This window comes from Nocardia suismassiliense (genome assembly GCF_900269665.1).
In the GTDB taxonomy this organism is placed as follows: domain Bacteria; phylum Actinomycetota; class Actinomycetes; order Mycobacteriales; family Mycobacteriaceae; genus Nocardia; species Nocardia suismassiliense.
The window spans coordinates 8,187,730-8,209,369 of the sequence record NZ_LT985361.1 but is presented as its reverse complement, the minus strand read 5'-3'; the positions used below and the strand labels follow the sequence as shown (position 1 = coordinate 8,209,369).

19 protein-coding genes are annotated in these 21,640 nt (G+C 68.4%); 13 read left to right on the top strand and 6 right to left on the bottom strand.

From position 1 onward, the window contains the following. Positions 1 to 5 precede the first annotated feature (5 nt). The 5 genes from DBO33_RS36700 (at position 6) to DBO33_RS36685 (ending at position 4,943) form a co-directional block, all read left to right on the top strand. Entirely contained in the window at positions 6 to 1,793 is a 1,788-nt protein-coding gene (locus DBO33_RS36700) for an ABC transporter family substrate-binding protein (protein WP_234391244.1), read from the top strand. Next, positions 1,790 to 2,665 (top strand): N-acetyl-1-D-myo-inositol-2-amino-2-deoxy-alpha-D-glucopyranoside deacetylase, encoded by an 876-nt coding sequence (gene mshB / locus DBO33_RS36695; protein WP_107659131.1) that lies wholly within the window; start codon positions 1,790 to 1,792, stop codon positions 2,663 to 2,665. The genes DBO33_RS36700 and mshB overlap by 4 nt, the downstream gene beginning before the upstream one ends. Positions 2,666 to 2,844: 179 nt before the next feature. Next, complete coding sequence (locus DBO33_RS36690) at positions 2,845 to 4,314, top strand: amino acid permease (RefSeq protein ID WP_107659130.1); 1,470 nt, start codon at positions 2,845 to 2,847, stop codon at positions 4,312 to 4,314. 45 nt (positions 4,315 to 4,359) lie between these two features. After that, on the top strand, positions 4,360 to 4,518 hold the full coding sequence (locus tag DBO33_RS43690; protein ID WP_167768841.1) for a hypothetical protein: 159 nt from the start codon (positions 4,360 to 4,362) through the stop codon (positions 4,516 to 4,518). Positions 4,519 to 4,544: 26 nt separating this feature from the next. Continuing rightward, on the top strand, positions 4,545 to 4,943 hold the full coding sequence (locus tag DBO33_RS36685) for a hypothetical protein (protein WP_234391243.1): 399 nt from the start codon (positions 4,545 to 4,547) through the stop codon (positions 4,941 to 4,943). On the opposite strand, the gene DBO33_RS36680 is transcribed toward DBO33_RS36685, so the two are convergent. Further along, positions 4,940 to 6,448: a PH domain-containing protein gene (locus DBO33_RS36680; protein ID WP_107660908.1), complete on the bottom strand. Its 1,509-nt coding sequence runs from the start codon at positions 6,446 to 6,448 to the stop codon at positions 4,940 to 4,942. The genes DBO33_RS36685 and DBO33_RS36680 overlap by 4 nt on opposite strands. 59 nt (positions 6,449 to 6,507) lie before the next feature. Continuing rightward, positions 6,508 to 7,005, bottom strand: coding sequence for a PH domain-containing protein (locus tag DBO33_RS36675; protein ID WP_107659128.1), 498 nt, complete (start codon positions 7,003 to 7,005; stop codon positions 6,508 to 6,510). Positions 7,006 to 7,267: 262 nt separating this feature from the next. On the opposite strand from DBO33_RS36675, the gene DBO33_RS36670 reads away from it, so the two are divergent. The 5 genes from DBO33_RS36670 to DBO33_RS36650 all read left to right on the top strand — a co-directional run bounded on the left by DBO33_RS36670 (position 7,268) and on the right by DBO33_RS36650 (position 14,132). Beyond that, positions 7,268 to 9,868 (top strand): bifunctional FO biosynthesis protein CofGH, encoded by a 2,601-nt coding sequence (locus tag DBO33_RS36670; RefSeq protein WP_107659127.1) that lies wholly within the window; start codon positions 7,268 to 7,270, stop codon positions 9,866 to 9,868. A gap of 150 nt (positions 9,869 to 10,018) precedes the next feature. After that, positions 10,019 to 10,342, top strand: coding sequence for a ferredoxin (gene fdxA, locus DBO33_RS36665; protein ID WP_107659126.1), 324 nt, complete (start codon positions 10,019 to 10,021; stop codon positions 10,340 to 10,342). A gap of 7 nt (positions 10,343 to 10,349) precedes the next feature. Continuing rightward, positions 10,350 to 11,459 carry a succinyldiaminopimelate transaminase gene (gene dapC, locus DBO33_RS36660; RefSeq protein WP_107659125.1) on the top strand — a complete coding sequence of 370 codons (1,110 nt, stop codon included), beginning with the start codon at positions 10,350 to 10,352 and terminating at the stop codon, positions 11,457 to 11,459. Between the two features lie 76 nt (positions 11,460 to 11,535). Next, positions 11,536 to 13,170, top strand: a complete 1,635-nt coding sequence (gene pruA, locus DBO33_RS36655) for an L-glutamate gamma-semialdehyde dehydrogenase (protein WP_107660907.1) — start codon at positions 11,536 to 11,538, stop codon at positions 13,168 to 13,170. Positions 13,171 to 13,175: 5 nt separating this feature from the next. Next, positions 13,176 to 14,132, top strand: coding sequence for a proline dehydrogenase family protein (locus DBO33_RS36650; RefSeq protein ID WP_107660906.1), 957 nt, complete (start codon positions 13,176 to 13,178; stop codon positions 14,130 to 14,132). A 14-nt stretch (positions 14,133 to 14,146) separates the two neighbouring features. Here the strand turns inward: DBO33_RS36650 and DBO33_RS36645 are convergent, their stop codons facing one another. Continuing rightward, a complete protein-coding gene (locus tag DBO33_RS36645) occupies positions 14,147 to 15,016 on the bottom strand; it encodes an oxygenase MpaB family protein (RefSeq protein ID WP_107659124.1) in 870 nt (289 codons plus the stop codon). Between the two features lie 156 nt (positions 15,017 to 15,172). Between DBO33_RS36645 and DBO33_RS36640 the strand changes: the two genes are divergently transcribed. Continuing rightward, entirely contained in the window at positions 15,173 to 15,805 is a 633-nt protein-coding gene (locus DBO33_RS36640; protein WP_107659123.1) for a TetR/AcrR family transcriptional regulator, read from the top strand. A 40-nt stretch (positions 15,806 to 15,845) separates the two neighbouring features. Here the strand turns inward: DBO33_RS36640 and DBO33_RS36635 are convergent, their stop codons facing one another. Beyond that, positions 15,846 to 16,556, bottom strand: coding sequence for a hypothetical protein (locus DBO33_RS36635; protein WP_107659122.1), 711 nt, complete (start codon positions 16,554 to 16,556; stop codon positions 15,846 to 15,848). Positions 16,557 to 16,679: 123 nt separating this feature from the next. Then, positions 16,680 to 17,534 carry an oxygenase MpaB family protein gene (locus tag DBO33_RS36630; protein ID WP_107660905.1) on the bottom strand — a complete coding sequence of 285 codons (855 nt, stop codon included), beginning with the start codon at positions 17,532 to 17,534 and terminating at the stop codon, positions 16,680 to 16,682. 145 nt (positions 17,535 to 17,679) lie between these two features. On the opposite strand from DBO33_RS36630, the gene DBO33_RS36625 reads away from it, so the two are divergent. Continuing rightward, the gene (locus tag DBO33_RS36625) at positions 17,680 to 19,107 is read left to right on the top strand and encodes an acyl-CoA synthetase (RefSeq protein ID WP_199856863.1); all 1,428 of its coding nucleotides are present in this window, start codon (positions 17,680 to 17,682) and stop codon (positions 19,105 to 19,107) included. Positions 19,108 to 19,217: 110 nt separating this feature from the next. Here the strand turns inward: DBO33_RS36625 and dapD are convergent, their stop codons facing one another. Continuing rightward, positions 19,218 to 20,165: a 2,3,4,5-tetrahydropyridine-2,6-dicarboxylate N-succinyltransferase gene (gene dapD, locus DBO33_RS36620; protein ID WP_107659121.1), complete on the bottom strand. Its 948-nt coding sequence runs from the start codon at positions 20,163 to 20,165 to the stop codon at positions 19,218 to 19,220. Between the two features lie 141 nt (positions 20,166 to 20,306). Here dapD and dapE point away from each other — a divergent pair, with 141 nt between their 5' ends. Further along, positions 20,307 to 21,407, top strand: a complete 1,101-nt coding sequence (gene dapE / locus DBO33_RS36615; protein ID WP_107659120.1) for a succinyl-diaminopimelate desuccinylase — start codon at positions 20,307 to 20,309, stop codon at positions 21,405 to 21,407. The last annotated feature ends 233 nt before the right edge of the window (positions 21,408 to 21,640 follow it).

Sequence of the window (21,640 nt, the reverse complement as noted above, 5' to 3'; positions counted from 1 at the left end):
GTAGAGTGCGCAGCGTGAGCTCGGGGGCTGTATCCGGTCGCGCCACCTGGCGCACACTGCTGGTCATCGTGACGGCGTCGTTGACGGTGTTCGCCGGTTGCACGGCGAACCCGCCACCGCCGATCGAGAGCACCGACAGCCCGAAGACCACGCCCGCCAAACCGGGTAAGACCACGGTGGTCGCCGCGATCGACACCATCGGCATCGGCTTCAATCCGCACCTGCGTTCGGATCAGTCGCCGGCCACGGCGGCGTTGAGCTCGATGGTGCTGCCCAGCCCGTTCCGTCCGGTGCCGAACCCGGTGGCGCCCAACGTCACCGACTGGGTGCCGGACACCTCGCTGATCAGCACGGCCGAGGTCACCGCGCAGGAGCCGTTCACCATCACCTACACGCTGCGCAACGAGGCGAACTGGTCCGATGGTGCGCCGATCGCCGCCGAGGACTTCCAGTTCCTGTGGCAGCAGATGATCTCGCAACCGGGTGTCGTCGACACGGCGGGCTATCGGTTGATCACCGACATCGGCTCCGCGGGCGGCGGCAAAACGGTGACGGTGACGATGCGCGAGCCGTACCCGGCGTGGCAGCAGCTGTTCGCCAATCTGCTGCCGTCGCATCTGATGAAAGATTCGCCCGGCGGATTCCAGGACGGCTGGGTGCAGAGCATCCGGGTGTCGGGCGCGCAGTTCGCGATCAAGAACATCGACCGCGGTCGTGAGGAGATCCTGCTCGAGCGCAACGCCCGCTTCTGGGGTACCCCGGCCGCGCCGGACGAGATCCTGTTGCGGCGCGGCGGAACTCCCGCGCAGCTGGCGGAGTCGCTGCGCACCAACGACGCGCAGATGACGCTGGTGCACGGCGGGGTCGCGACGCAGGCGCAACTGGCCGCCATCCCGTCGGTGCGCACCGCGATCATGCCGCAGTCGCGGGTGCTGCAACTCGCGCTCAACGGCCGGACCGGTCCGGTGAGCGATATCCGGGTCCGCCGCGCGGTGCTCGCACTGCTCGATCCCGCGCTGCTGGCCACGGTCGGCGCGCAGACCGGCGGCTGGGTGGAACCGGCTCGCGCGCAAATACTTTCGCCGTCCGACCCCGGTTACGCGCCGACGGCCCCGCCGCGACCACCGGCCGAAGAGGCTTTCGCGTTGCTCGCGGAGGCGGGCTACGGCCGTGCGCCGGAGCCGCCGCCGGTGAATTCGCCGACCTCACCCGCGCCGACTCCGCGACCGGTCGCGAAAAACGGTAAGTCGCTGACGATGCGGATCGGTGCGGTGGAGGGCGACCTCACCGCGCTCGCCGTCGCGAACACCGCCGCCGACCAATTGCGCAGTGCCGGAATCGATGCCACGGTGCGCAGCGTGGCCGCCGATCAGCTGTACGGCCGCGAGCTCGTCGAAGGAACGGTCGACGCGATAGTCGGCTGGGAGCGTGCGGGTTCCGATCCGGCCACCGTGCTCGCCTCCCGATATGGTTGCCCGCCACCGGATCCCGCCACGGGCACCGCGGGAACCGCACAGCAGAGCGCGGATCCGGCGCGGCGCGCGCCCGCCAATCTGTCCGGCGTGTGCGACCCCGCGCTGCAGTTCCCGATCGATGAAGCGTTGCGCGGCATCGAAACCGGCCGCGTCCTCGCCGAGGCCGAGCCCAAGCTGTGGGAGCTGGCCACGGTGCTGCCGATCGTGCAGGACAACCTGGTCGCCGCGGCGGGCCCTCGGGTCGACGGCGCGTCGCTCAGCGGCAGCATCCAGGTCGGCATCTTCGGTGACGCCGGACAGTGGCGAAAGATCCAATGACCGGCGGTCTGCTGCTGGTGCACGCGCACCCGGACGACGAATCCATCACCACCGGCGGCACCATCGCGCACTACCGCCGCCGCGGCGTGCCGGTGACCGTGCTGACCTGCACCCTCGGCGAAGAGGGCGAGGTCATCGGGGACGAGTGGGCGCAGCTCACCGCCGACCGCGCCGATCAGCTCGGCGGCTATCGCATCCTCGAATTGACCAGGGCCTTGCAGGCTTTGGACGCCGCGCCGCCGCGTTTCCTCGGCGGGGCGGGGCACTGGCGCGATTCCGGCATGGCGGGCACCCCGGCGGCGGAGAAGCCGCGCGTCTTCGTGAAATCCGGCGACGAAGCGGTGCAGGCGCTGACCGAGGTGATCCTGGAGCTGCGGCCCCAGGTGGTGATCACTTACGACCCGAACGGCGGCTACGGCCACCCCGATCACATTCGCGCCCACCAGATCACCACGGCCGCGATACCCGCCGCGGCCGAACGTGGTTGGGACACACCGAAGTTCTACTGGACCGTCACCGACGCCGACATGCTGCGCCAGCACACGGCCGCACTGGCCAAACGCACCGTGGACGGGCTCCCCGGCAGGCTGCCGCCGGGCTGGCGGCTGCCCGCCGAGGGTGAGCTCGCGAGCGTGCCGAGCCGCACCGTGACGACCACCCTCGACGTGTCCGACGCGCTGGCCGCCAAACGTGCCGCGCTGCGCGCGCATGCCACCCAGGTGACGGTGGCGCCGTCCGGCCGCGAATTCGCGCTGTCCAACAATGTTGCTCAACCGGTACTGCCGGAAGAGTGCTTCGTCCTAGTGCGAGGTCGCCGGGGTTCGGTCGGATCGGACGGCCGTGAACATGATCTGTTAGCTGGGCTTGAATAACGAACTTCTGTCGATTCCCCGGCTAGCCTTCCGCAGTTCCTGCCATATCACGGCATAATCACCGAATGCCTCCTGAACTGCGAATATTCGTAGCTTGAGGGTTGCTGTTACCCCGAAAACTTTCGCCGGGTACCGTTCCCGTGATCTCGAATTCATCGATGTGGAGGGCGAAGCGGTTCATGACGGCGGTCGGCGACAAGGCGCACCTCAGCATCGAGGACGAGGGGTATCACAAGAGTCTCAAGCCGCGGCAGTTGCAGATGATCGCCATCGGTGGCGCCATCGGCACCGGGCTGTTCCTCGGCGCGGGCGGCCGGCTCGCCAACGCGGGACCCGGCCTGTTCCTCGTCTACGGCGTCTGCGGATTCTTCGCGTTCCTCATCCTGCGCGCGCTCGGTGAACTCGTGCTACACCGGCCCTCGTCCGGGTCGTTCGTCTCCTACGCGCGTGAGTTCTTCGGCGAGAAGGCCGCGTTCGTGGCCGGCTGGATGTACTTCCTCAACTGGTCGATGACCGGCATCGCCGACACCACCGCCATCGCGCAGTACTTCCACTACTGGTCCGGGTTCAGCAGCGTGCCGCAGTGGCTGCTCGCGCTGATCGCGCTGGTCCTGGTGCTCAGCATCAACCTCATCTCGGTGAAGTGGTTCGGCGAGATGGAGTTCTGGGCCGCGCTGGTCAAGGTGTTCGCGCTGAGCGCGTTCCTGATCGTCGGCACCATCTTCCTCATCGGCCGCTTCACCGTGCAGGGGCACCCGACCGGGCCGAGCGTGATCGCCGAGAACGGCGGACTGTTCCCGACCGGCGTGCTGCCGCTGGTGGTCGTGGTCTCCGGCGTCGTGTTCGCCTACGCCGCGGTCGAATTGGTCGGCACGGCGGCGGGCGAGACGGAGAACCCGGCCAAGATCATGCCGCGCGCGATCAACTCGGTGATCGCCCGCATCGCCATCTTCTACGTCGGCTCGCTGGTCCTGCTCGGCCTGCTGCTGCCCTACACCGCGTACACGGCCAAGGAAAGCCCGTTCGTCACCTTCTTCACCATGCTCGGCGTGCCCGGCATCGGCAGTGTGATGAACCTGGTGGTGCTCACCGCCGCGTTCTCCAGTCTCAACGCCGGGCTGTACTCGACCGGGCGCATCCTGCGGTCCATGTCGATGAACGGCAGCGCGCCGAAGTTCACCGGCGTGATGGGGCGCAACGGCGTTCCCTACGGCGGCATCCTGCTGACCAGCCTGATCGCGCTGGTCGGCATCGCGCTCAACGGCGTGGTGCCGGACCGGGCCTTCGAGATCGTGCTGAACATGGCCTCGCTCGGCATCGTCGCCTCCTGGGCCACCATCGTGCTGTGCCAGTTGCAGCTGTGGCGGTGGTGCCAGCAGGGCAAGGCGGAGCGGCCGTCGTTCCGGATGTTCGGCGCGCCCTATACGGGCCTGCTGACGCTGGTGTTCCTGTTCTTCGTGGTGGTGCTGACCGGTTTCGACTACCCGGTGGGCACCTGGACCGTCGCCTCACTGGCGCTGATCATCCCGATGCTGATCGTCGGCTGGCTGGTCGCGCGCAAGCGGGTGCTGTCCATCGCCGAGCAGCGCGCGGGCTACACCGGCGAGTTCCCGGTGGTCGCCAACATCCCGATGGATGGGGACAAGTGATCATGCGGGTCCCGCCCGCGGCAACGCCGGAATAGACTCGTTCGCATGTACAACTGGTCGGTCCAGGACGCGATCGTCGCGTTCGTGGACAGCATGAAGCCGAACTGGCAGGCGCAACACGACCTGTACCTGAGGGTGCTGTACGGGTTCGTCGATATGCAGAGCCACCTGCTGACCCTCCTCGGCTTCCCACCGGTGCCGTGAGGGCGGCCGTCGACGGTCCGGTGCCCGTGACATACCGGGAGATACCCACCGCCGCGCTGCCCTGGCTGGCGCCGCTCACCTTGGCGGTGCTGGTGCTCGACGCGGTCATCACGCTCGCGCTGGAGGTGCTGTACCTGCCGTTCTACTTCGGCAGCACCGCGTTCCCGCTGTCGGGTGTGCTGGCCGGTGCGGTGAATGTCGCGCTGGTGCTCGGCGCCCGTGCTGTCTCGCCAAGGACCGCCGCGATGTTCTTGCCCTTGGCCGCTTGGACTTTCGGGTTCCTGCTCTGCGCGAGCACCGGTCCCGGCGGCGACATCATGCTCGCCAGCGACTGGCGCACCGTGCTGCTGCTGTTCTGCGGTCTGGTGCCGCCGCTGGTGTTCATCTACGTCCGCGTCAATTCCGGGTTGTTCAGCAAGCGTTAGCGACTGCCCAGCTGACCCGGGGTCACCGCATCGATGAGGGCACAGGCTTCGTCGAGCGGGATATCGACCACGTGGTACCGCTTCTTGCCCGCGGCGGCGGCCGCGACCAGGGTGGCGACGCCGGCCCGGCGCTGGAAGAACGTCTGCCGGACGGTCCAGCCGATCACGCCGGGGGCCTCCAGGCAGTCACGGTCGCGGTCCAGTGAACCCGAACGCGTGATCAGCCAGGTCGGGCTGGTGGGGGTCGCGGGGAGCACGGTGTGGCCGAGGCCGCGATAGCGGTCCTCCGCGAGCGCGAGCGCGACCGGAACCAGTAGCGCGGGCACCAGCCACCACCACGGCGAAAAGTCCGCGCCCGCAACGGAAAAGGCGAGCATGACGAGCGCCGCAACGGCGATCGGCGTCAGCGTGCGGGTATGGCGCCTGCGGCGGGCGACCGGCCCGTGCGCGAGCAGCGGTGCGCGACCGGGGCTCGGGCCTCCGGCGGGCCGGGCAATGGTCTTGTCCTGGAACTCGTTCGGCGCGAGCAGGTGGCTCAGGGTGTGCTCGATGGCGGTGCGTGGCGCCTGGGGGAGGATCTTCTGGCGCGGGTTCTCCCCGACCATGATCGCCTCCAGCTCGGCGGCGCCGGCCAGGCGCAGCAGCAGCGGCTCGTTCACCGTCGCGCCGCGGAAGCGGGCCAGATCCAGGGTGATCTGGCGGGTGGTGAACAGGCCGTGCCGCAGGTGCAGCGTCCGGCCGTCGTCGGTGACCCGCAGACCGAAATACGTTGTCAGATAACGGGCACAGGCGGCGGGGCTGACCACCAGCACGATTACCGCGACGAGCGCGATGGCGCCGAGGGCGATGATCACCGCACCGCCGTTCTCCACCCATTGCACGGCGTCGGAGCGGAACAGCACCTGGCCGACGCCGTACTGGAAGGCCAGACCGACGATCGGTGCGACGATGGCGAAACCGGTCAGCGACAGTGGCGCGTACCGAACCCAGCTCGGATTCCAATGGGCGATCTCGCGCCGGGAGCGTGCCTCCGGGGCTTTCGCCATCGTGACGCCGGTCGGGTCAACTGTCGAATCAGTTTGTCCGGCAACGCTTTGTGGCGTTCCGGTGTGCGCGAGCAGCGCGGTACGCAGGTCGGGCACCAATCGTGCGTCCAGCGCGTCCAATTTGAACTTCTCGCCCGACTCCGCCTGCTGCCCGGTGCCGATGGCCAGCACCGCGAGCCCGAGCATGCGGTGCAGCAGGTCCGCCTCGATGTCCACCGACCGGATCCGCGACCGCGGCACCGCCAGCTTCTTGCGCTGGATCAGCCCGGTGCGCAGCTCGACATGGGTCGACCCGACCCGATACGTGGTGGTGAACCAGCGGGTGAGCGCGAACCCGACGATCAGGATGAGCGGGAAGATGCTCCACACATGGTTGCCGCTGCTGGTGCCGAGAATGACCGAGCCGATCAGCACCGGAATGAACTTGATCACCTCGGTGACCGGGTGCACCAACAGCATTCGTTTGTCCAGCCGCGACCACGGTTGATCCGTCTCCGGCGCCAGCGCCTCTACCGAATTCACGTCGCGTCTCCGCGATGCTGCGCGGCGATCCGGGTCAGCCGGGTCACCGTCTCCTCGGCCACCGGCAGGTCGAGGGCGGAGATCTGCACCGCGCCCGCGGACGAGGCGGTGGTCACCGTGACCGTGGCCAGCCCGAGCAGCCGCTCCAAGGGACCGCGTTCGGTGTCCACCGTCTGCACCCGCGAGATCGGCGCGACCCGGCTCTCCTGCGACAGCCAGCCGACCCTGGTGTAGACCGCTTCTTCGGTGACCTCCCAGCGATGCACCGCGTACCGCCACCACGGCACCACCGCGATGTTCAGCACGGCGAGCATCAGCGTCACCAGGAACACCACCAGCTGCCATCCCCGGTGCCCGGAGTCGAGGATCGCCCAGACGAGCTGCGCCGCGAACGGAACCACCCAGACCAGGACGCCCTGCACGGTCCACAGGAGTTTGGCCTTGGGGCTGGGACGCCAGGCCGGATCGGCCATGATCGTGCGCGGCTGCGACATGCTTGCCATGGTTCCATGAACTTCGGCCGCCGGGGCTGCCGATCGGGTGCGGCGCGCGGACCTGGCAGCCGTACCACACCGGTCGCCGCGGGATTTCCTAGCCCGGCGATGGAATAGGGCCGCGCTTCGCGCAGTTGTCAACGCTCACACGGTCCCTCGTTCGCAGAGGGCGCGTGGTGAGCGCAGCGTCCCGGCCCGGTGAGTCCTCGGTCGCTACGCTCAGTCATTACCTCGGAAGGAGACAGGTCCGGATGGTTAGCGCATGATCGAAGACGTGACTGAACTGCCGAACCCGAGTGTTCCTGCCGCACCGCCTTCGCCATCGGCTATGCGGAGGGCGCTGCGGCGAGCCCGCGACGGCGTCACGTTGAACGTGGACGAGGCCGCGGTGCTGCTGCATGCGACCGGCGACGATCTGAAGGATCTGAGTCACAGCGCTGCCAGAGTCCGCGACGCGGGGCTGGAGTCGGCGGGGCGGCCGAAGACGATCAGCTACTCGCGCAATGTCTTCATCCCGCTGACCCGACTGTGTCGCGACAAGTGCCACTACTGCACGTTCGTCACGGTGCCCGGCAAGCTGCGCGCCGAGGGCAAGGGCATGTTCCTGGAACCGGACGAGGTGCTCGACATCGCCCGCCGCGGCGCCGCGCTCGGCTGCAAGGAAGCCCTCTTCACGCTCGGCGATCGCCCCGAGGACCGCTGGCCCGAGGCCGCGCAGTGGCTCGACGAGCGCGGTTACGACTCCACCCTGGACTACCTGCGTGCCGTCTCGATCATGGTGCTGGAGGAGACCGGCCTGCTGCCGCACTTGAATCCGGGTGTGATGTCGTGGGAGGAGATTTCCAGGCTCAAGCCGGTCGCGCAGTCGATGGGCATGATGCTGGAGACCACCGCGACCCGGCTGTTCACCGAGAAGGGCAACTGTCACTACGGCAGCCCGGACAAGGATCCGGCGGTCCGGCTGCGCGCCATCACCGACGCGGGCAGGCTGTCGGTGCCCTACACCACCGGCCTGCTGGTCGGCATCGGCGAGACGCTGGCCGAGCGCGCCGAGTCGATCATGGCGATTCGTAAGCAGCACAAGGCTTTCGGGCACATCCAGGAAGTGATCATCCAGAACTTCCGGGCCAAGGACGACACCGCCATGCGCGATGTCCCGGACGCGGGCATCGAGGAGTTCCTGGCCACCATCGCGGTGACCAGACTGTTGCTCGGCCCGGACGTGCCGGTGCAGGCGCCGCCGAATCTGGTGTCGCACGAGGACTGCCAGGCGCTGATCGACGCGGGTATCGACGACTGGGGTGGTGTGTCGCCGGTGACGGTGGACCACGTGAACCCGGAGCGGCCGTGGCCGAACCTGGACACCCTGCGCGAGATCACCGAGGCGGCCGGTTACCAGCTGGTCGAGCGGACGTCCGCGCATCCGAAGTACGTGCGGGCGGGCAGCCCGTGGATCGATCCGCGGATCGGCGTGCATGTCGCCGCGCTGAGCGATCCGGCGACCGGCCTGGCGAACCCGGACGCGATGCCGGTCGGCCTGCCCTGGCAGGAGCCGGACCAGTCCTGGGAATCCGCAGGACGCGTCGACCTCAATACCGCCATCGATACCGAGGGGCGCAACACCGAGAGCCGCAGTGACTCCGCGATCGGCCAAGATGTGGTCGGCGCGTTCGGCGATTGGGACACCATCCGCGAACAGGCCCGCGATCTCGCGATCGTCGCGCCGGAACGGCTCGACTCCGAGGTGCTCGCCGCGCTGCGGGCGGCCGAGAAGGACCCGGCCGGGCTCAGCGACGCCGAATATCTGGCGTTGGCCACGGCCGACGGCGCGAACCTGGAGGCCGTCGCCGCGCTGGCCGATCAGCTGCGCCGCGACACCGTCGGCGACGACGTCACCTACGTGGTGAACCGGAACATCAACTTCACCAACATCTGCTACACCGGCTGCCGGTTCTGCGCGTTCGCCCAGCGCAAGGGCGACGCCGACGCGTTCACGCTGAGCATGGACGAGGTGGCCGACCGGGCCTGGGAGGCGCACGTCGACGGCGCCACCGAGGTCTGCATGCAGGGCGGCATCGACCCCGATCTGCCGGTCACCGGCTACGCCGACATCGTGCGGGCGGTGAAGCAGCGGGTGCCGTCGATGCACGTGCACGCGTTCAGCCCGATGGAGATCGTCAACGGCGCTTCGCGCGGCGGGCAGAGCATTCGGGACTGGCTGGTCGCGCTGAAGGAGGCCGGCCTGGACACCATTCCGGGCACCGCCGCCGAGATCCTGGACGACGAGGTGCGCTGGGTGCTCACCAAGGGCAAGCTGCCGACCTCCGCCTGGATCGAGGTGATCACCACCGCGCACCAGATCGGCCTGCGCTCCAGTTCGACCATGATGTACGGCCACGTGGACAACCCGAAGCACTGGGTCGGACACCTGCGCGTGCTGCGCGGAATCCAGGATGAGACAGGCGGTTTCACCGAATTCGTGCTGCTGCCGTTCGTGCATCAGAGCGCGCCGCTGTACCTGGCCGGCGCCGCGCGACCGGGCCCGACCAACCGGGACAACCAGGCCGCGCACGCGCTGTCGCGGATCATGCTGCACGGCCGGATCGACAACATCCAGACCAGCTGGGTGAAGCTCGGCACCACCGGCACCAGGGTGATGCTCACCAGCGGCGCCAACGACGTCGGCGGCACGCTGATGGAGGAGACCATCTCCCGGATGGCGGGCTCGCAGCACGGCTCGGCGAAGACCGTCGCGGAACTGGTGGACATCGCCGCGGGCATCGGCCGGCCGGCCCGCGAACGGACCACCACGTATGGCGTTCCGCAGCAGAAGTTTTCGGCCCTGCCGCTCTCGGTCGGCTAGCCGCGTAGGCTTTCGGTGGCGCTGCACGAGAAGTGGCGTGCGGAACATCTGAAGTTAGGCAAGGCTGACCCGGAGTAGCGTGGGGTGTCCGGATAGGGTTTCGCTGGGCGGACTATCCCCGCAAGGTGAGGACAGACTAGGAGAACGGCAGTGCCGTACATCATCGCTGAACCGTGCGTTGACGTGAAGGACAAGGCATGCATCGAAGAATGCCCCGTGGACTGTATCTACGAGGGTGGTCGCATGCTGTACATCCATCCCGACGAGTGCGTGGACTGTGGTGCATGTGAACCGGTGTGCCCGGTGGAGGCGATCTTCTACGAAGACGACACCCCGGACCAGTGGAGCGGCTACGTGAACGCCAACGTCGACTTCTTCAACGAGCTGGGCTCGCCCGGCGGCGCGACCAAGGTCGGCCAGGTCGACCACGACCCGCCGTTCATCAAGGAACTGCCCCCCATGGCGAGCGAGTAGCTCTGCCGTGTCCGTTCGTGGCCGGGTCAGCAGTCTGCTTCCCGATTTTCCCTGGGACACCATCGCTTCGGTGAAGGCGCAGGCGGCGACCCATCCGGGCGGGATCGTCGACCTGTCGGTCGGCACCCCGGTGGACCCGGTCGATCCGCTCATCCGCGCGGCATTGAGCGCGGCGGCCGCGGTGCCGGGTTATCCGGCCACCCACGGCACGCCGGAGCTGCGCGCGGCCGTGGTCGACGCGCTGAAACGGCGTTACGGGATCACCGGCCTCGACCCGGCGGCGGTGCTGCCTGCGATCGGCACCAAGGAACTGATCGCCGGACTGCCTCGGCTGCTCGGCCTCGGCGCGGACGACCTGGTCGTCATCCCGGAGGTCGCCTACCCGACCTACGAGGTCGGCGCGCTGCTCGCGGGCACCCGGATCGCGCGCGCCGACGGGCTGACCCAGCTCGGTCCGCGCACGCCTGCCCTGCTGTTCGTGAACTCGCCGTCGAACCCGACCGGGCGCGTGCTCGGGGTCGACCACCTGCGCAAGGTCGTCGAGTTCGCCAGGGAGCGGGACGTGATCGTCGCCTCCGACGAGTGCTACCTCGGCCTCACCTGGGAGGGCCGGGCAGTCTCCATCCTCGACCCCGAGGTGTGCGACGGCGACCATACGAACCTCCTTGCCGTGCACTCGCTTTCGAAGACGTCCAACCTGGCGAGCTACCGGGCCGGTTTCGTTGCGGGCGATCCCGCGCTGATCGCCGAGCTGCTCGAGGTGCGTAAGCACGCGGGCATGATGGTGCCGTTCCCCATCCAGGCCGCGATGACCGCCGCGCTCAGCGATGATGCGCACGAGTCGCAGCAGCGTGAGCGATACCGGGCACGGCGGGAAATCCTGCGAAAGGCCTTGCTGGCGGCCGGTTTCCGGATCGACCACTCAGAGGCGGGACTGTACCTGTGGTCGACCCGCGGCGAACCGTGCCGGACCACTTTGGAGTGGCTCGCCGACCGCGGCATCCTCGCCGCCCCCGGCGACTTCTACGGGCCGACCGGCACGGAACACGTGCGGATCGCGCTGACCGCCACCGATGAGCGCATCGCCGCCGCCGCTGAACGGCTTACCGCAGGCTGACCAAGGCCGCGACGACACGCCGAATTACTGGCGGCAGGGCCGGAGCCTCGGCAACGCCGGAGCGCTAGCCTGGGGTATGGACGCTGTCACGGTTGTTCCTACCCCGAGTAACGAGCCGGTGCATTCCTACGCGCCGGGCAGTCCCGAGCGGGAACTGCTGGTCGCGAAGCTCGCCGAGATCGCCGCGGAATCCGTCGAGGTGCCGCTGGTGATCGGCGGTAAACACCGGCCGGGGATCGGCGAGCGGCACGATATCGTCGCGCCGCATCGGCACAGTCACGTGCTGGGAACCTATACCGATACCACGCATTCGGAAGCACAAGGCGCGATCGACGCCGCGATGGCCGCGGCCCCGGGCTGGCGCACCCTGCCGTTCGACGAGCGGGCCGCCATTTTCCTGCGGGCCGCCGATCTGCTGGCAGGGCCGTGGCGGGAAACCCTGGCCGCGGCGACCATGCTCGGGCAGTCGAAGTCGGCGCAGCAGGCCGAGATCGACGCGCCGTGCGAGCTGGTCGACTTCTGGCGGTTCAATGTGGCGTTCGCGCGGCAGCTGATGACGCAGCAGCCGGAGTCGAGTGCCGGGGTGTGGAACCGGCTCGACTATCGGCCGCTGGAAGGTTTCGTCTACGCGATCACGCCGTTCAACTTCACCGCGATCGCCGGAAACCTGCCGACCGCGCCCGCCCTGATGGGCAATACCGTGGTGTGGAAGCCGTCGCCGACGCAGACACTGTCCGCGTTCTACACGATGCGGTTGCTGGAAGCGGCCGGACTGCCGCCGGGTGTGATCAATATGGTGACCGGTGACGGCATCGACCTGTCCGAGGTGGCGCTGGCCGATCCCCGGCTCGCCGGGATCCATTTCACCGGGTCCACCAAGACCTTCCAATACCTATGGCAGCAGGTCGGCGCGAATATCGGCCGGTATCACGGCTATCCGCGGCTGGTCGGGGAGACCGGCGGCAAGGACTTCATCGTCGCGCACCCGTCGGCCGAACCGGATGCGTTGCGGGCCGCGTTGATCCGTGGCGCTTTCGAGTATCAGGGGCAGAAGTGCTCGGCCGCTTCCCGCGCCTATATCGCGCGTTCGGTCTGGCGCAAGATGGGCGACGACTTCCTGCACCTCACCGACGGACTGACCTACGGCGACGTGGCCGACCTGTCCAATTTCGGTGGCGCACTGATCGATCGGCGCGCCTTCGACAAGAACGCGGCCGCGATCCGGCGCGCCAGGGACGCGGGAATCACCATCCCGGTCGGTGGCGGCTGCGACGACAGCGAAGGGTATTTCGTCCGGCCGACGGTGCTGCTCGCGGACGACCCGCACGACGAGTCCTTCGGCACCGAGTATTTCGGGCCGATCCTGTCGGTGCATGTCTACGACGACGCCGAACCCGGCTCTTACGCATCCATCTTGGCCGAGGTCGACACGGCGGCGCCGTACGCGCTGACCGGTGCGATCTTCGCGCAGGATCGGCAGGCGATCGAACAGGCGAGTGCCGCACTGCGATTCGCGGCGGGCAACTTCTACGTCAACGACAAGCCGACCGGTGCGGTGGTCGGTCAGCAGCCGTTCGGCGGCGCCCGGGCCTCCGGTACCGACGACAAGGCGGGCTCCCCGCTGAACCTGCTGCGCTGGGTGGCGCCACGCACGCTCAAGGAAACCTTCGCCCCGCCGAGCGACTACACCTACCCGCACATGCAGGCGTGATCGACGTGAATCCGCTGCGTCCCCTGATCCTCGCCGCGGCGGAGTCGCCGCGGTTGAAGCGGGCGCTCACCGGCATTCCGGTCACCGCCGATATCGTGCGGCGGTTCGTGGCGGGGGAGACCCGCGCGGACCTGATCGCCGCGGCGCGGGCACTGCTGAACAGCGGGCGCATGGTGAGTGTGGATTTCCTCGGGGAGAACACCACCGATAGGAATCAGGCCGATGCCACCGTGGCCGAGTATCTTTCGCTGATCAACGATCTGGCCGCGCTGGATCGGCCCGCGTTGCCGGGGATCGTGGTGCCGCCGGTAGAGGTGTCGGTGAAGCTGTCCGCACTGGGCCAGGCCTTGCCGGTGGACGGTCCGGCGATCGCCACGGAGAACCTGCGCATCCTGTGCACCAAGGCCGCGCAGGCCGATGTGTGGGTGACCGTCGACGCCGAAGACCACACCACCACCGCGGCGACACTGGCTACCGTGCGCGAGCTGCGGGGTGAATTCCCCTGGCTCGGTGCGGTTTTGCAGGCGTATCTGCACCGGACCGAGTCGGACTGCCGCGCGTTGGCCGGGCCTGGGTCGCGAATCCGGTTGTGCAAGGGCGCCTATCGGGAACCGCCCGAGGTCGCTTTCCAGCGCGCGAGCGAGGTGACCGACTCGTATCTACGCTGTCTCGACGTGCTCATGGGCGGCGAGGGTTATCCGATGGTCGCCTCGCACGACCCGGTGCCGATCGCCGCCGCCGCGGATCTCGCGGCGGAAAGCGACCGAGGCGCAGATCGTTTCGAGTACCAGATGCTGTACGGCATCCGCTCTGCCGAGCAACTGCGGTTGGCTGCCACGGGCAGCGCGGTGCGGGTCTATGTGCCCTACGGCAGCCAGTGGTACGGCTATCTGACCAGGCGGCTGGCCGAGCGGCCGGCCAACCTCGCGTTCTTCCTACGCGCTCTCGTCAGCAAATCCTGAGGGCCCGAAAGTTCCTACACCAGTGGCTTGCCCAGGCGCATCCGCCTGCGCAGGTCGAACAGGTAGACGTTCAACGGGAACAGCCGCGCCTGCTTCGGCAGCCGGTTGTGTACGAGAGAAATACCCCGCAGCAACCGATCGAAGCGGGCCTGGTCGCGTTCGGTCCACGTCATCCGCATCTCATCGCGCACATGCTGCGGCAGCAGTCCGGCCACGATGAACCGCTGCAGCTTGGCGAAGGTGAATCGCACTGGGCGCGGCATCATTTCGAGGTCGATGAGGTCGTCGAAGTAGTCGCGCAGGGCGGGCTCGATGCGGTGCTGCGCCAGGGTCTGTTCCCACCACGGGAAGAACTCGGCGCGGCTGGCGGGCCACATCTCCGGCCGCATCTGCAGGGTGGTGCCGAGTCGCGCGCTGTACTGGTAGAGCGCCTCGGCTACCGCCGGGTCCAGTGGTCCGTGCATGCGGGTGTAAAGGTCTTCGATGCCCCAGTAGATCGTGCCCGCCACCCACAACTGCAGTTTCGGGTCGAAGGCGTTGTACTTGACCGGGCTCTGCGGGCCGGAGCGGATGGGGCGGTGCGAGCGGTTGACCGCTTCGCGGTAGGCCACGCGTTCCTCGTCGGAGCCCATCATGGCGACGGCGATATAGGTCAGGGTTGTGCGCAACCGCTTGACCGGGTGCAGGGTGACCTTGCCGCTGTCCACGGTGCTCTCCAGCACGCCGCGGCCGACCGGGCGCAGGCTCAGCTGCATGATCACATTGGCGGTGCCGCCGAGGAAGGCCGCGAGACCGTCCATGTACTGCTCGACGCCGGCCGGCGTGAGGGGATCGGCGAGCTGCGGAACCGGGTCGTGCGCGGGGGTGCGCAGCGGTGCGGTCATCGTTGACCTCGTCTTTCGGTGGCCGAACGCGCCGCGAGCGGGCGAACGGGTGAGAAGGTTCTTGACTCACCTTCTCACTGCCTCGTCGGCTGTGTCAATGATGCGCTGCAATGGTTCTTGTGTCATCGTTTCGGCGATCCGGATAGGCTGGCAGTTATGGCGAGGCTGAGCAGATTGCTGCCGTTGGTGCGGAGCGCCGGTCCGGAAGACCGCAATCAGGCTCGCGTGCTGGACGCCGCGATGCTGGCCTTTCTGGACTTCGGCATCAAGCGCACGAGCATGGTCGAGGTGGCCCGGCGCTGCGGTCTCTCGCTGGCCACGCTGTATCGGCGCTTCGCGAGCAAGTCCGATCTGATCGAGGCGGTCGGGTTGCGGCAGACACGCGAGTTCGTCGAGCAGGTCGACGCCGCCCTGCAGCGGCAGGTCGACCGCGACGCCGATGCACAGGAGCAGATCATCGAGCTGTTCGCCGCGTTCATCACCGGCCTGCGCAACAACCGGCTCGTGCACCGGCTGCTGGCGACCGAACCCGAGTTGGTGCTGCCGTATCTCACCATCAAGGGCGCACCGGTCCTCGAGCTCGGCCGGGACTATGTGGCCGAGTTCATCGCCCGGTTGCAGCAGGAGGGCAAGCTGCCGCCGTACGACCCGGAGCCGCTGGCGGAGATGATCGCGCGCACCGCGTTGTCGCTGGCGCTGACGCCGCAGACCGTGATTCCGCTGCACGACGACGCGGCGATCCGGCAGTTCGCGCGCGACCATGTGGTGGTGTCGTTCCGGGTGCCCTGAAATCCCTTCGACCACAGAGCGATCGGTCGGCTCGGCGGCGCTAGTTGGCCACGAGCAAGCCGACCGTGGCCATCGGAAACGCGGCCATGAGGTCGAGGGTCTGTTCGGCGGCGGTGCCGTGGGTGTGCGCGACCACCACGAAACCGGTGCCGTACGAGGCGGAGGCGACGTCGGGCGGGCCGATATCCGACCAGCCCCACTTGGTGCCGCGCACGAACGGCCAGCGGGCGGTGCCCCAATCCTGTTCGGTGCCGTCGGCGGCGGTGGCGCCTGCCGCGGCCATCCATTCGAAGATCGGCGATCCCGGATCGGTGCGCAGTTTCCCGATCAGGAAGTCGGCCACGTCCGCGGTGCTCGTGGCGGCCAGGCCCCACTCACCGAAGGACTGAGTATCGGACAGCTCGTATTCGGCCGCGACGGCGTCGATCGCCTGCGGATATTTGGCCTCGATCGCGCTCGCGGCACCGTCGTCGGAGTAGCGGATCATCTGCTCGGCGAGTTCGCGATCGTGCTCAGCGCCGTCGCCGTGCCGCAGGGCGTAGTCGGCCAGGTAGAGCTTGACCAGCGACAGCGCCGCGCGGGACTCGTGTTCGTTCGGGGTGCTCCAGTCGCTGCCGCCTGCCACGGTGCGGAACGAGAGGGCGGTGCGTGGCGGCACCAGGTCGGGCTCGAACGGTTTCGCACCGGCGGTGGGTGGATGAAAAGCGAAGCAGAGCGCAATGGCGAGCACCGCGATGGTCCCACGGTTCACGAGTCCTCCTAGCCGCGTCCCCTTTGTGCCGAATGCCCGTCTTTATCGAGATAACACTGCTCGATGCCGAAATGTCGGCAGGACATGCGTGGGTCCGGCGCATTTGTGCCCGGCACCGAAGGGTTACACCAGGCGCAGGCCGAGCTTGCGGCGGAGGCGGAAGTCGAGCAGGTAGGCGTTGACCGGGAACAATCGCGCCGGGCGGGGCAGCAACGTCTCGGCGGTGCCGAGGGTGCGCAGGACGCGGGCGAGGGCGCGGTCGTCGCGCGCGGACCAGGTGAAACCCATCTGGTCGCGCAGATGTTCGGGGAGCAGGCCGGTGACGAAGAAGCGGTGGATCCTCGCGAAAGGCAGCCGCAGCGGTAACGGCAGCATCTTCAGATCGACCAGATCGTGGAAATAGTCGCGGATCGGCGGATCGATCGTGGTCCTGGCCAGCTGCCGATCCCAGTAGGCGGCAAAGGCTTTCCGGTCGGCGGGCCACATGTCCGGGCGCACCTGCAAGGTGGTGCCGAGCCGGGCGCTGTGCCGATAGAAGGCGTCGGCGGTCGCCTCGTCCATCGGCCCGTGCAGCCACGTATAGGTGTCCTGCGCACCCCAGTACAAGCAGGCGGCCACCCACAATTGCAGGTCGGGATCGAAGGCGTTGTAGCGCACCGGGCTCGACGCGGTCGAATGCACCGGGCGGTGGGAACGGTTGACGGCGTCGCGGTAGTCGGCTCGCTCGGCGTCCGTGCCGAGCATCGCGACGGCGAGATAGGTGATGGTGGTGCGCAGCCGCTTGACCGGGTGCAGCATGACGTTTCCGCTGTCGACGGTGCTCTCCAGGACGCCGTAGCCGACCGGCCGGGTGCTGAGCTGCATGATGACGTTCGCGGCGCCACCGAGCAGGCCGGCGATGCCGTCGATGAACTGCGTGATATCGAGTTCGTCCGGCGGTGCGGCGTCGGGCGTCGATGCGCGAAGTGACCTGGTCATCATTGACCCCTGTCTCATTGAGAAGGCTATGCGGCAACTGTCTCACCGCCTCATCGGCTGTGTCAACCGTCACATCGGTGGGTTTTTGCCGCTGCTCGGCCGAGCTTCCGGCAGCACGGCGAGGTGCGGGAAGTAGTTTGGGCGCATGTCGTTCGGTCCGCCCTTGCTGCTCAGTTCCCTGCACCCGCTCGCCGTCGCCAGCGGTGCGGACATCCCGGATGCCGTCACCATCGACGGGGTGACGCTGTCGCGCAGCGATCTACTCGGCGCCGCGACCTCGGTCGCCGAACGCGTGGCCAGGGCCGACCGGGTCGCGGTGCTCGCCGAACCGACGGTGACCACGGTGCTCGCGGTGGTCGGCTGCCTGATCGCCGGCGTGACCGTGGTTCCGGTGCCGCCGGATTCGGGCACCGCGGAGCTCGCGCACATCCTGGCCGACTCCGGAGCACAAGCCTGGCTCGGAAAGGCCCCTACGGGTAGCGAGTTGCCGGTCGTGCCGGTGCGGGTACACGCCAGGTCGTGGCATACCTATCCCGAACCCGACCCCGCGACAACCGCTTTCGTGCTCTACACGTCCGGGACGACCGGCTTGCCGAAAGGTGTCGTGCTCAGCCGCGGCGCCATCGCGGCCGGGTTGGACGCGCTCGCCGACGCGTGGGCCTGGACCGCGAACGATGTGCTGGTGCACGGGCTTCCGCTGTTCCACGTGCACGGACTGATCCTCGGGGTGCTCGGCCCGCTGCGCGTCGGTAGCCCGCTCGTACACACCGGCAAGCCGACCCCGCAGGCGTATGCCGCCGCGCCGGGCACGCTGTATTTCGGGGTGCCGACGGTGTGGTCGCGGATCGTCGAAGACCCCGACGCCGCAAAACAATTGGCCGATGCGCGGCTGCTCGTCTCCGGTAGCGCGCCGTTGCCGGTTCCGGTGTTCGAGCGGTTGGGCGAACTCACCGGACACGCGCCGATCGAGCGTTACGGCATGAGCGAAACCATGATCACGCTGTCCACCCGCGCCGATGGTGAGCGCCGTCCCGGTTGGGTCGGTCCCCCGGTGCGGGGTGTACGGACGCGGCTGCGCGACGAGTCCGGCGCCGACGTCGCGCGCGACGGCGAAAGTATCGGCGGGCTCCAGGTTTCCGGCCCCATGCTCTTCGACGGATACCTCAACCGGCCGGACGCCACCGCCGACAGCTGGACCGAGGACGGGTGGTTCAAGACCGGCGATGTCGCGGCGATCGATCCGGACGGCTTCCACCGCATCGTCGGCCGGGAATCGGTGGACCTCATCAAGTCCGGTGGTTACCGCATCGGTGCGGGCGAAGTGGAGACCGTGCTGCTCGGCCACCCGCAGGTTGCCGAGACTGCCGTCGTGGGCCTCCCAGATGCAGACCTCGGCCAACGCATCGTCGCCTTCGTTGTATTGCGCGGCACCGCAACGGATTCGATCGAGCAAGACTTGATCAACCATGTCGCCGAACAGCTCTCGGCGCACAAACGCCCGCGCGAAATCCGCGTAGTCGATTCGCTGCCCCGCAACGCCATGGGCAAGGTGCAGAAGAAGCGCCTCACCTGACTTGCGCCTGCCGCGCACGGAACTTGTAGCGATTCGTGTGCGGCAGGACAAGCCGTCTGTGTCAGACCTGGATGCCGCGCGCGATCGGCGAGTTGCGGTAGGCGTGCAGATCAGTCGTTCGCGTGCAGGGCGGCGTTGAGTTCGATGCCGGTTCCCTTGCGGGGCACCACCTCTACCGCGCCGGTGACCGAGTTGCGGCGGAACAGCAGGTTGTTCTGGCCGCTGAATTCGGCGGCCTTGACGAGGGTGCCGTCGGGGGTGCTGACCTTGGTGCCTGCGGTGAGGTAGAGGCCTGCTTCCACCACGCAGTCGTCGCCGAGCGGGATGCCGAGGCCGGAGTTGGCGCCGAGCAGGGAGCGCTCGCCGATGGAGATGACGGTGGTGCCGCCGCCGGAGAGGGTGCCCATGGTGGAGGAGCCGCCGCCGACGTCGGAGCCGTCGCCGCCCACGCCGCCCGCCGAGATCCGCCCCTCGACCATCGAGTTGCCGAGGGTGCCTGCGTTGAAGTTCACGAAGCCCTCGTGCATGACCGTGGTGCCGGAGGCGAGGTGTGCGCCGAGGCGGACCCGGTCGGCGTCGCCGATGCGCACACCGGAGGGCAGGACGTAGTCGACCATGCGCGGGAACTTGTCGACGCTGTACACGGTCACCGGACCGCGGGCGCGCAGCTTGGCGCGGGTGGTCTCGAAACCTTCCACCGCCGCCGGGCCGTGATTGGTCCACACCACATTGCTCAGCAGCCCGAACTGACCGTCCAGGCTCACGCCGTGCGGCCGGACCAGCCGGTGCGAGAGCAGGTGCAGCCGCAGGTAGACGTCGTGCGCGTCGACCGGCGCGGCGGACAGGTCGGCGATCGTCGTGCGTACCGCGACCACATCGACGCCACGCGCCTCGTCGAAACCGAGCAGCGCCGCGTACTCCGCGGGCGCGTCGTCCAGCCGCTTGGTCCCCGTCTCGGCGAACTCGCCGAGTTCCGGACTCGGGTACCAGGTGTCCAGGACGGTCCCGTCCGCGGTCACATTGGCAATACCGACTGCAGCTGCTCCCTGAGTACTCACGTCCACAGAGATTACCGACCCATCGTCACCAGCGGTGACCCCGCTCCCGCCCATGTGCCGCACTCCACTGCGCACGGCAGGCGACAAGGACGCGCGGCGGTGCCGTCGCGGGTGCGGCGGTCGTAGGGTGGGTAGGGGACCATTGACCTGCGGGCCGGCCCGATTACGCTGACCGCCGCCCTCGTCGATATCCCGAGTGTTTCGCGGGACGAGGCGGTGATCACCGACCTCGTCGAGCGGGCGCTGCGGGAGCAGACCAGTGGGTTCGAGGTGCTGCGGCACGGCAATGTGGTGCTGGCGCGCACGCATCGGGGGCTGCCGACGCGGGTGGTGCTGGCTGGGCATCTCGACACCGTGCCGATCGCCGACAACGTGCCCGGGCACTTCACGGTGAACGCGGCGGGGGAGCGGGTGCTCTACGGGTGCGGGTCGGTCGATATGAAGTCCGGCGACGCGGTGTTCCTGCACCTGGCCGCGACGGTCGCCGAACCGGTGCACGACCTGACGCTGATCTTCTACGACTGCGAGGAGATCGCCTCGGAGTTCAACGGGCTCGGGCACATCGAACGCGATCTGCCGGAGTGGCTCGCGGGTGATCTCGCCGTGCTGGGCGAACCGTCCGGCGGCTGGATCGAGGCGGGTTGCCAAGGGACGCTGCGGGTTCGGCTGACCACCGCCGGGATCCGCGCACACTCGGCCCGAGCCTGGCTGGGCGACAACGCGATTCACCGCCTGGCGCCGATTTTGCAGCGGCTGGCCGACTATCGGGCCCGCGAGGTCGACATCGACGGGTGCGTCTACCGCGAAGGCTTGTCCGCGGTGCGCGTGTTCGGCGGGGTCGCCGGCAACGTGGTGCCCGACGCCGCCGAGGTGGACGTCAACTTCCGCTTCGCCCCGGATCGCACGGTCGCCCAGGCCATCGAGCATGTTCGCGAGGTCTTCACCGGTCTCGAGCTGACCTTCGAGGTCACCGACGCCGCACCCGGCGCGCTGCCCGGCCTGACCGCCCCGGCCGCCAAGGACCTGATCGCCTCGGTGAACAGCCACGGTGGCGGCGGAGTGCGTGCCAAATACGGCTGGACCGACGTCTCCCGTTTCGCCGCCCGCGGCATCCCCGCCGTCAACTTCGGCCCCGGCGACCCCAACCTCGCCCACAAACGCGACGAACACGTGCCCGTCGACCAGATCACCGCCGTCACCGCCATGCTGCGGACCTACCTCACCGGCGGTCGAACGGACTGATCGGCCGTGGCCATTGCGCCGCTGACCTGAGTTACGCGTCGCACGCGGGCCCATGACCAGACGGTCTAGTCAGCTGCGGACACCGGCACCGATCGCAGTCGGCTCGTAGGCCGCGCGGATCGCGAGAACTTGCCTGCCCGCAGGTTGCCGGTCTGTCTCGCGGGTGGGTCGGGTCATTGAACGTGGGACGACTTCTCGGCTCCCGGCAGTTGCTCCGCTCGCCGCCCGGTAGC

Bases quoted from the DNA above. Each gene is read 5' to 3' on its own strand.
- mshB (WP_107659131.1), top strand. From the start codon at position 1,790: ATGACCGGCGGTCTGCTGCTGGTGCACGCGCACCCGGACGACGAATCC.
- DBO33_RS36690 (WP_107659130.1), top strand. From the start codon at position 2,845: ATGACGGCGGTCGGCGACAAGGCGCACCTCAGCATCGAGGACGAGGGG.
- DBO33_RS43690 (WP_167768841.1), top strand. From the start codon at position 4,360: ATGTACAACTGGTCGGTCCAGGACGCGATCGTCGCGTTCGTGGACAGC.
- DBO33_RS36680 (WP_107660908.1), bottom strand. From the start codon at position 6,448: ATGCTGTTGGTGCACCCGGTCACCGAGGTGATCAAGTTCATTCCGGTG.
- DBO33_RS36675 (WP_107659128.1), bottom strand. From the start codon at position 7,005: ATGTCGCAGCCGCGCACGATCATGGCCGATCCGGCCTGGCGTCCCAGC.
- DBO33_RS36670 (WP_107659127.1), top strand. From the start codon at position 7,268: ATGATCGAAGACGTGACTGAACTGCCGAACCCGAGTGTTCCTGCCGCA.
- pruA (WP_107660907.1), top strand. From the start codon at position 11,536: ATGGACGCTGTCACGGTTGTTCCTACCCCGAGTAACGAGCCGGTGCAT.
- DBO33_RS36645 (WP_107659124.1), bottom strand. From the start codon at position 15,016: ATGACCGCACCGCTGCGCACCCCCGCGCACGACCCGGTTCCGCAGCTC.
- DBO33_RS36640 (WP_107659123.1), top strand. From the start codon at position 15,173: ATGGCGAGGCTGAGCAGATTGCTGCCGTTGGTGCGGAGCGCCGGTCCG.
- DBO33_RS36630 (WP_107660905.1), bottom strand. From the start codon at position 17,534: ATGACCAGGTCACTTCGCGCATCGACGCCCGACGCCGCACCGCCGGAC.
- DBO33_RS36625 (WP_199856863.1), top strand. From the start codon at position 17,680: ATGTCGTTCGGTCCGCCCTTGCTGCTCAGTTCCCTGCACCCGCTCGCC.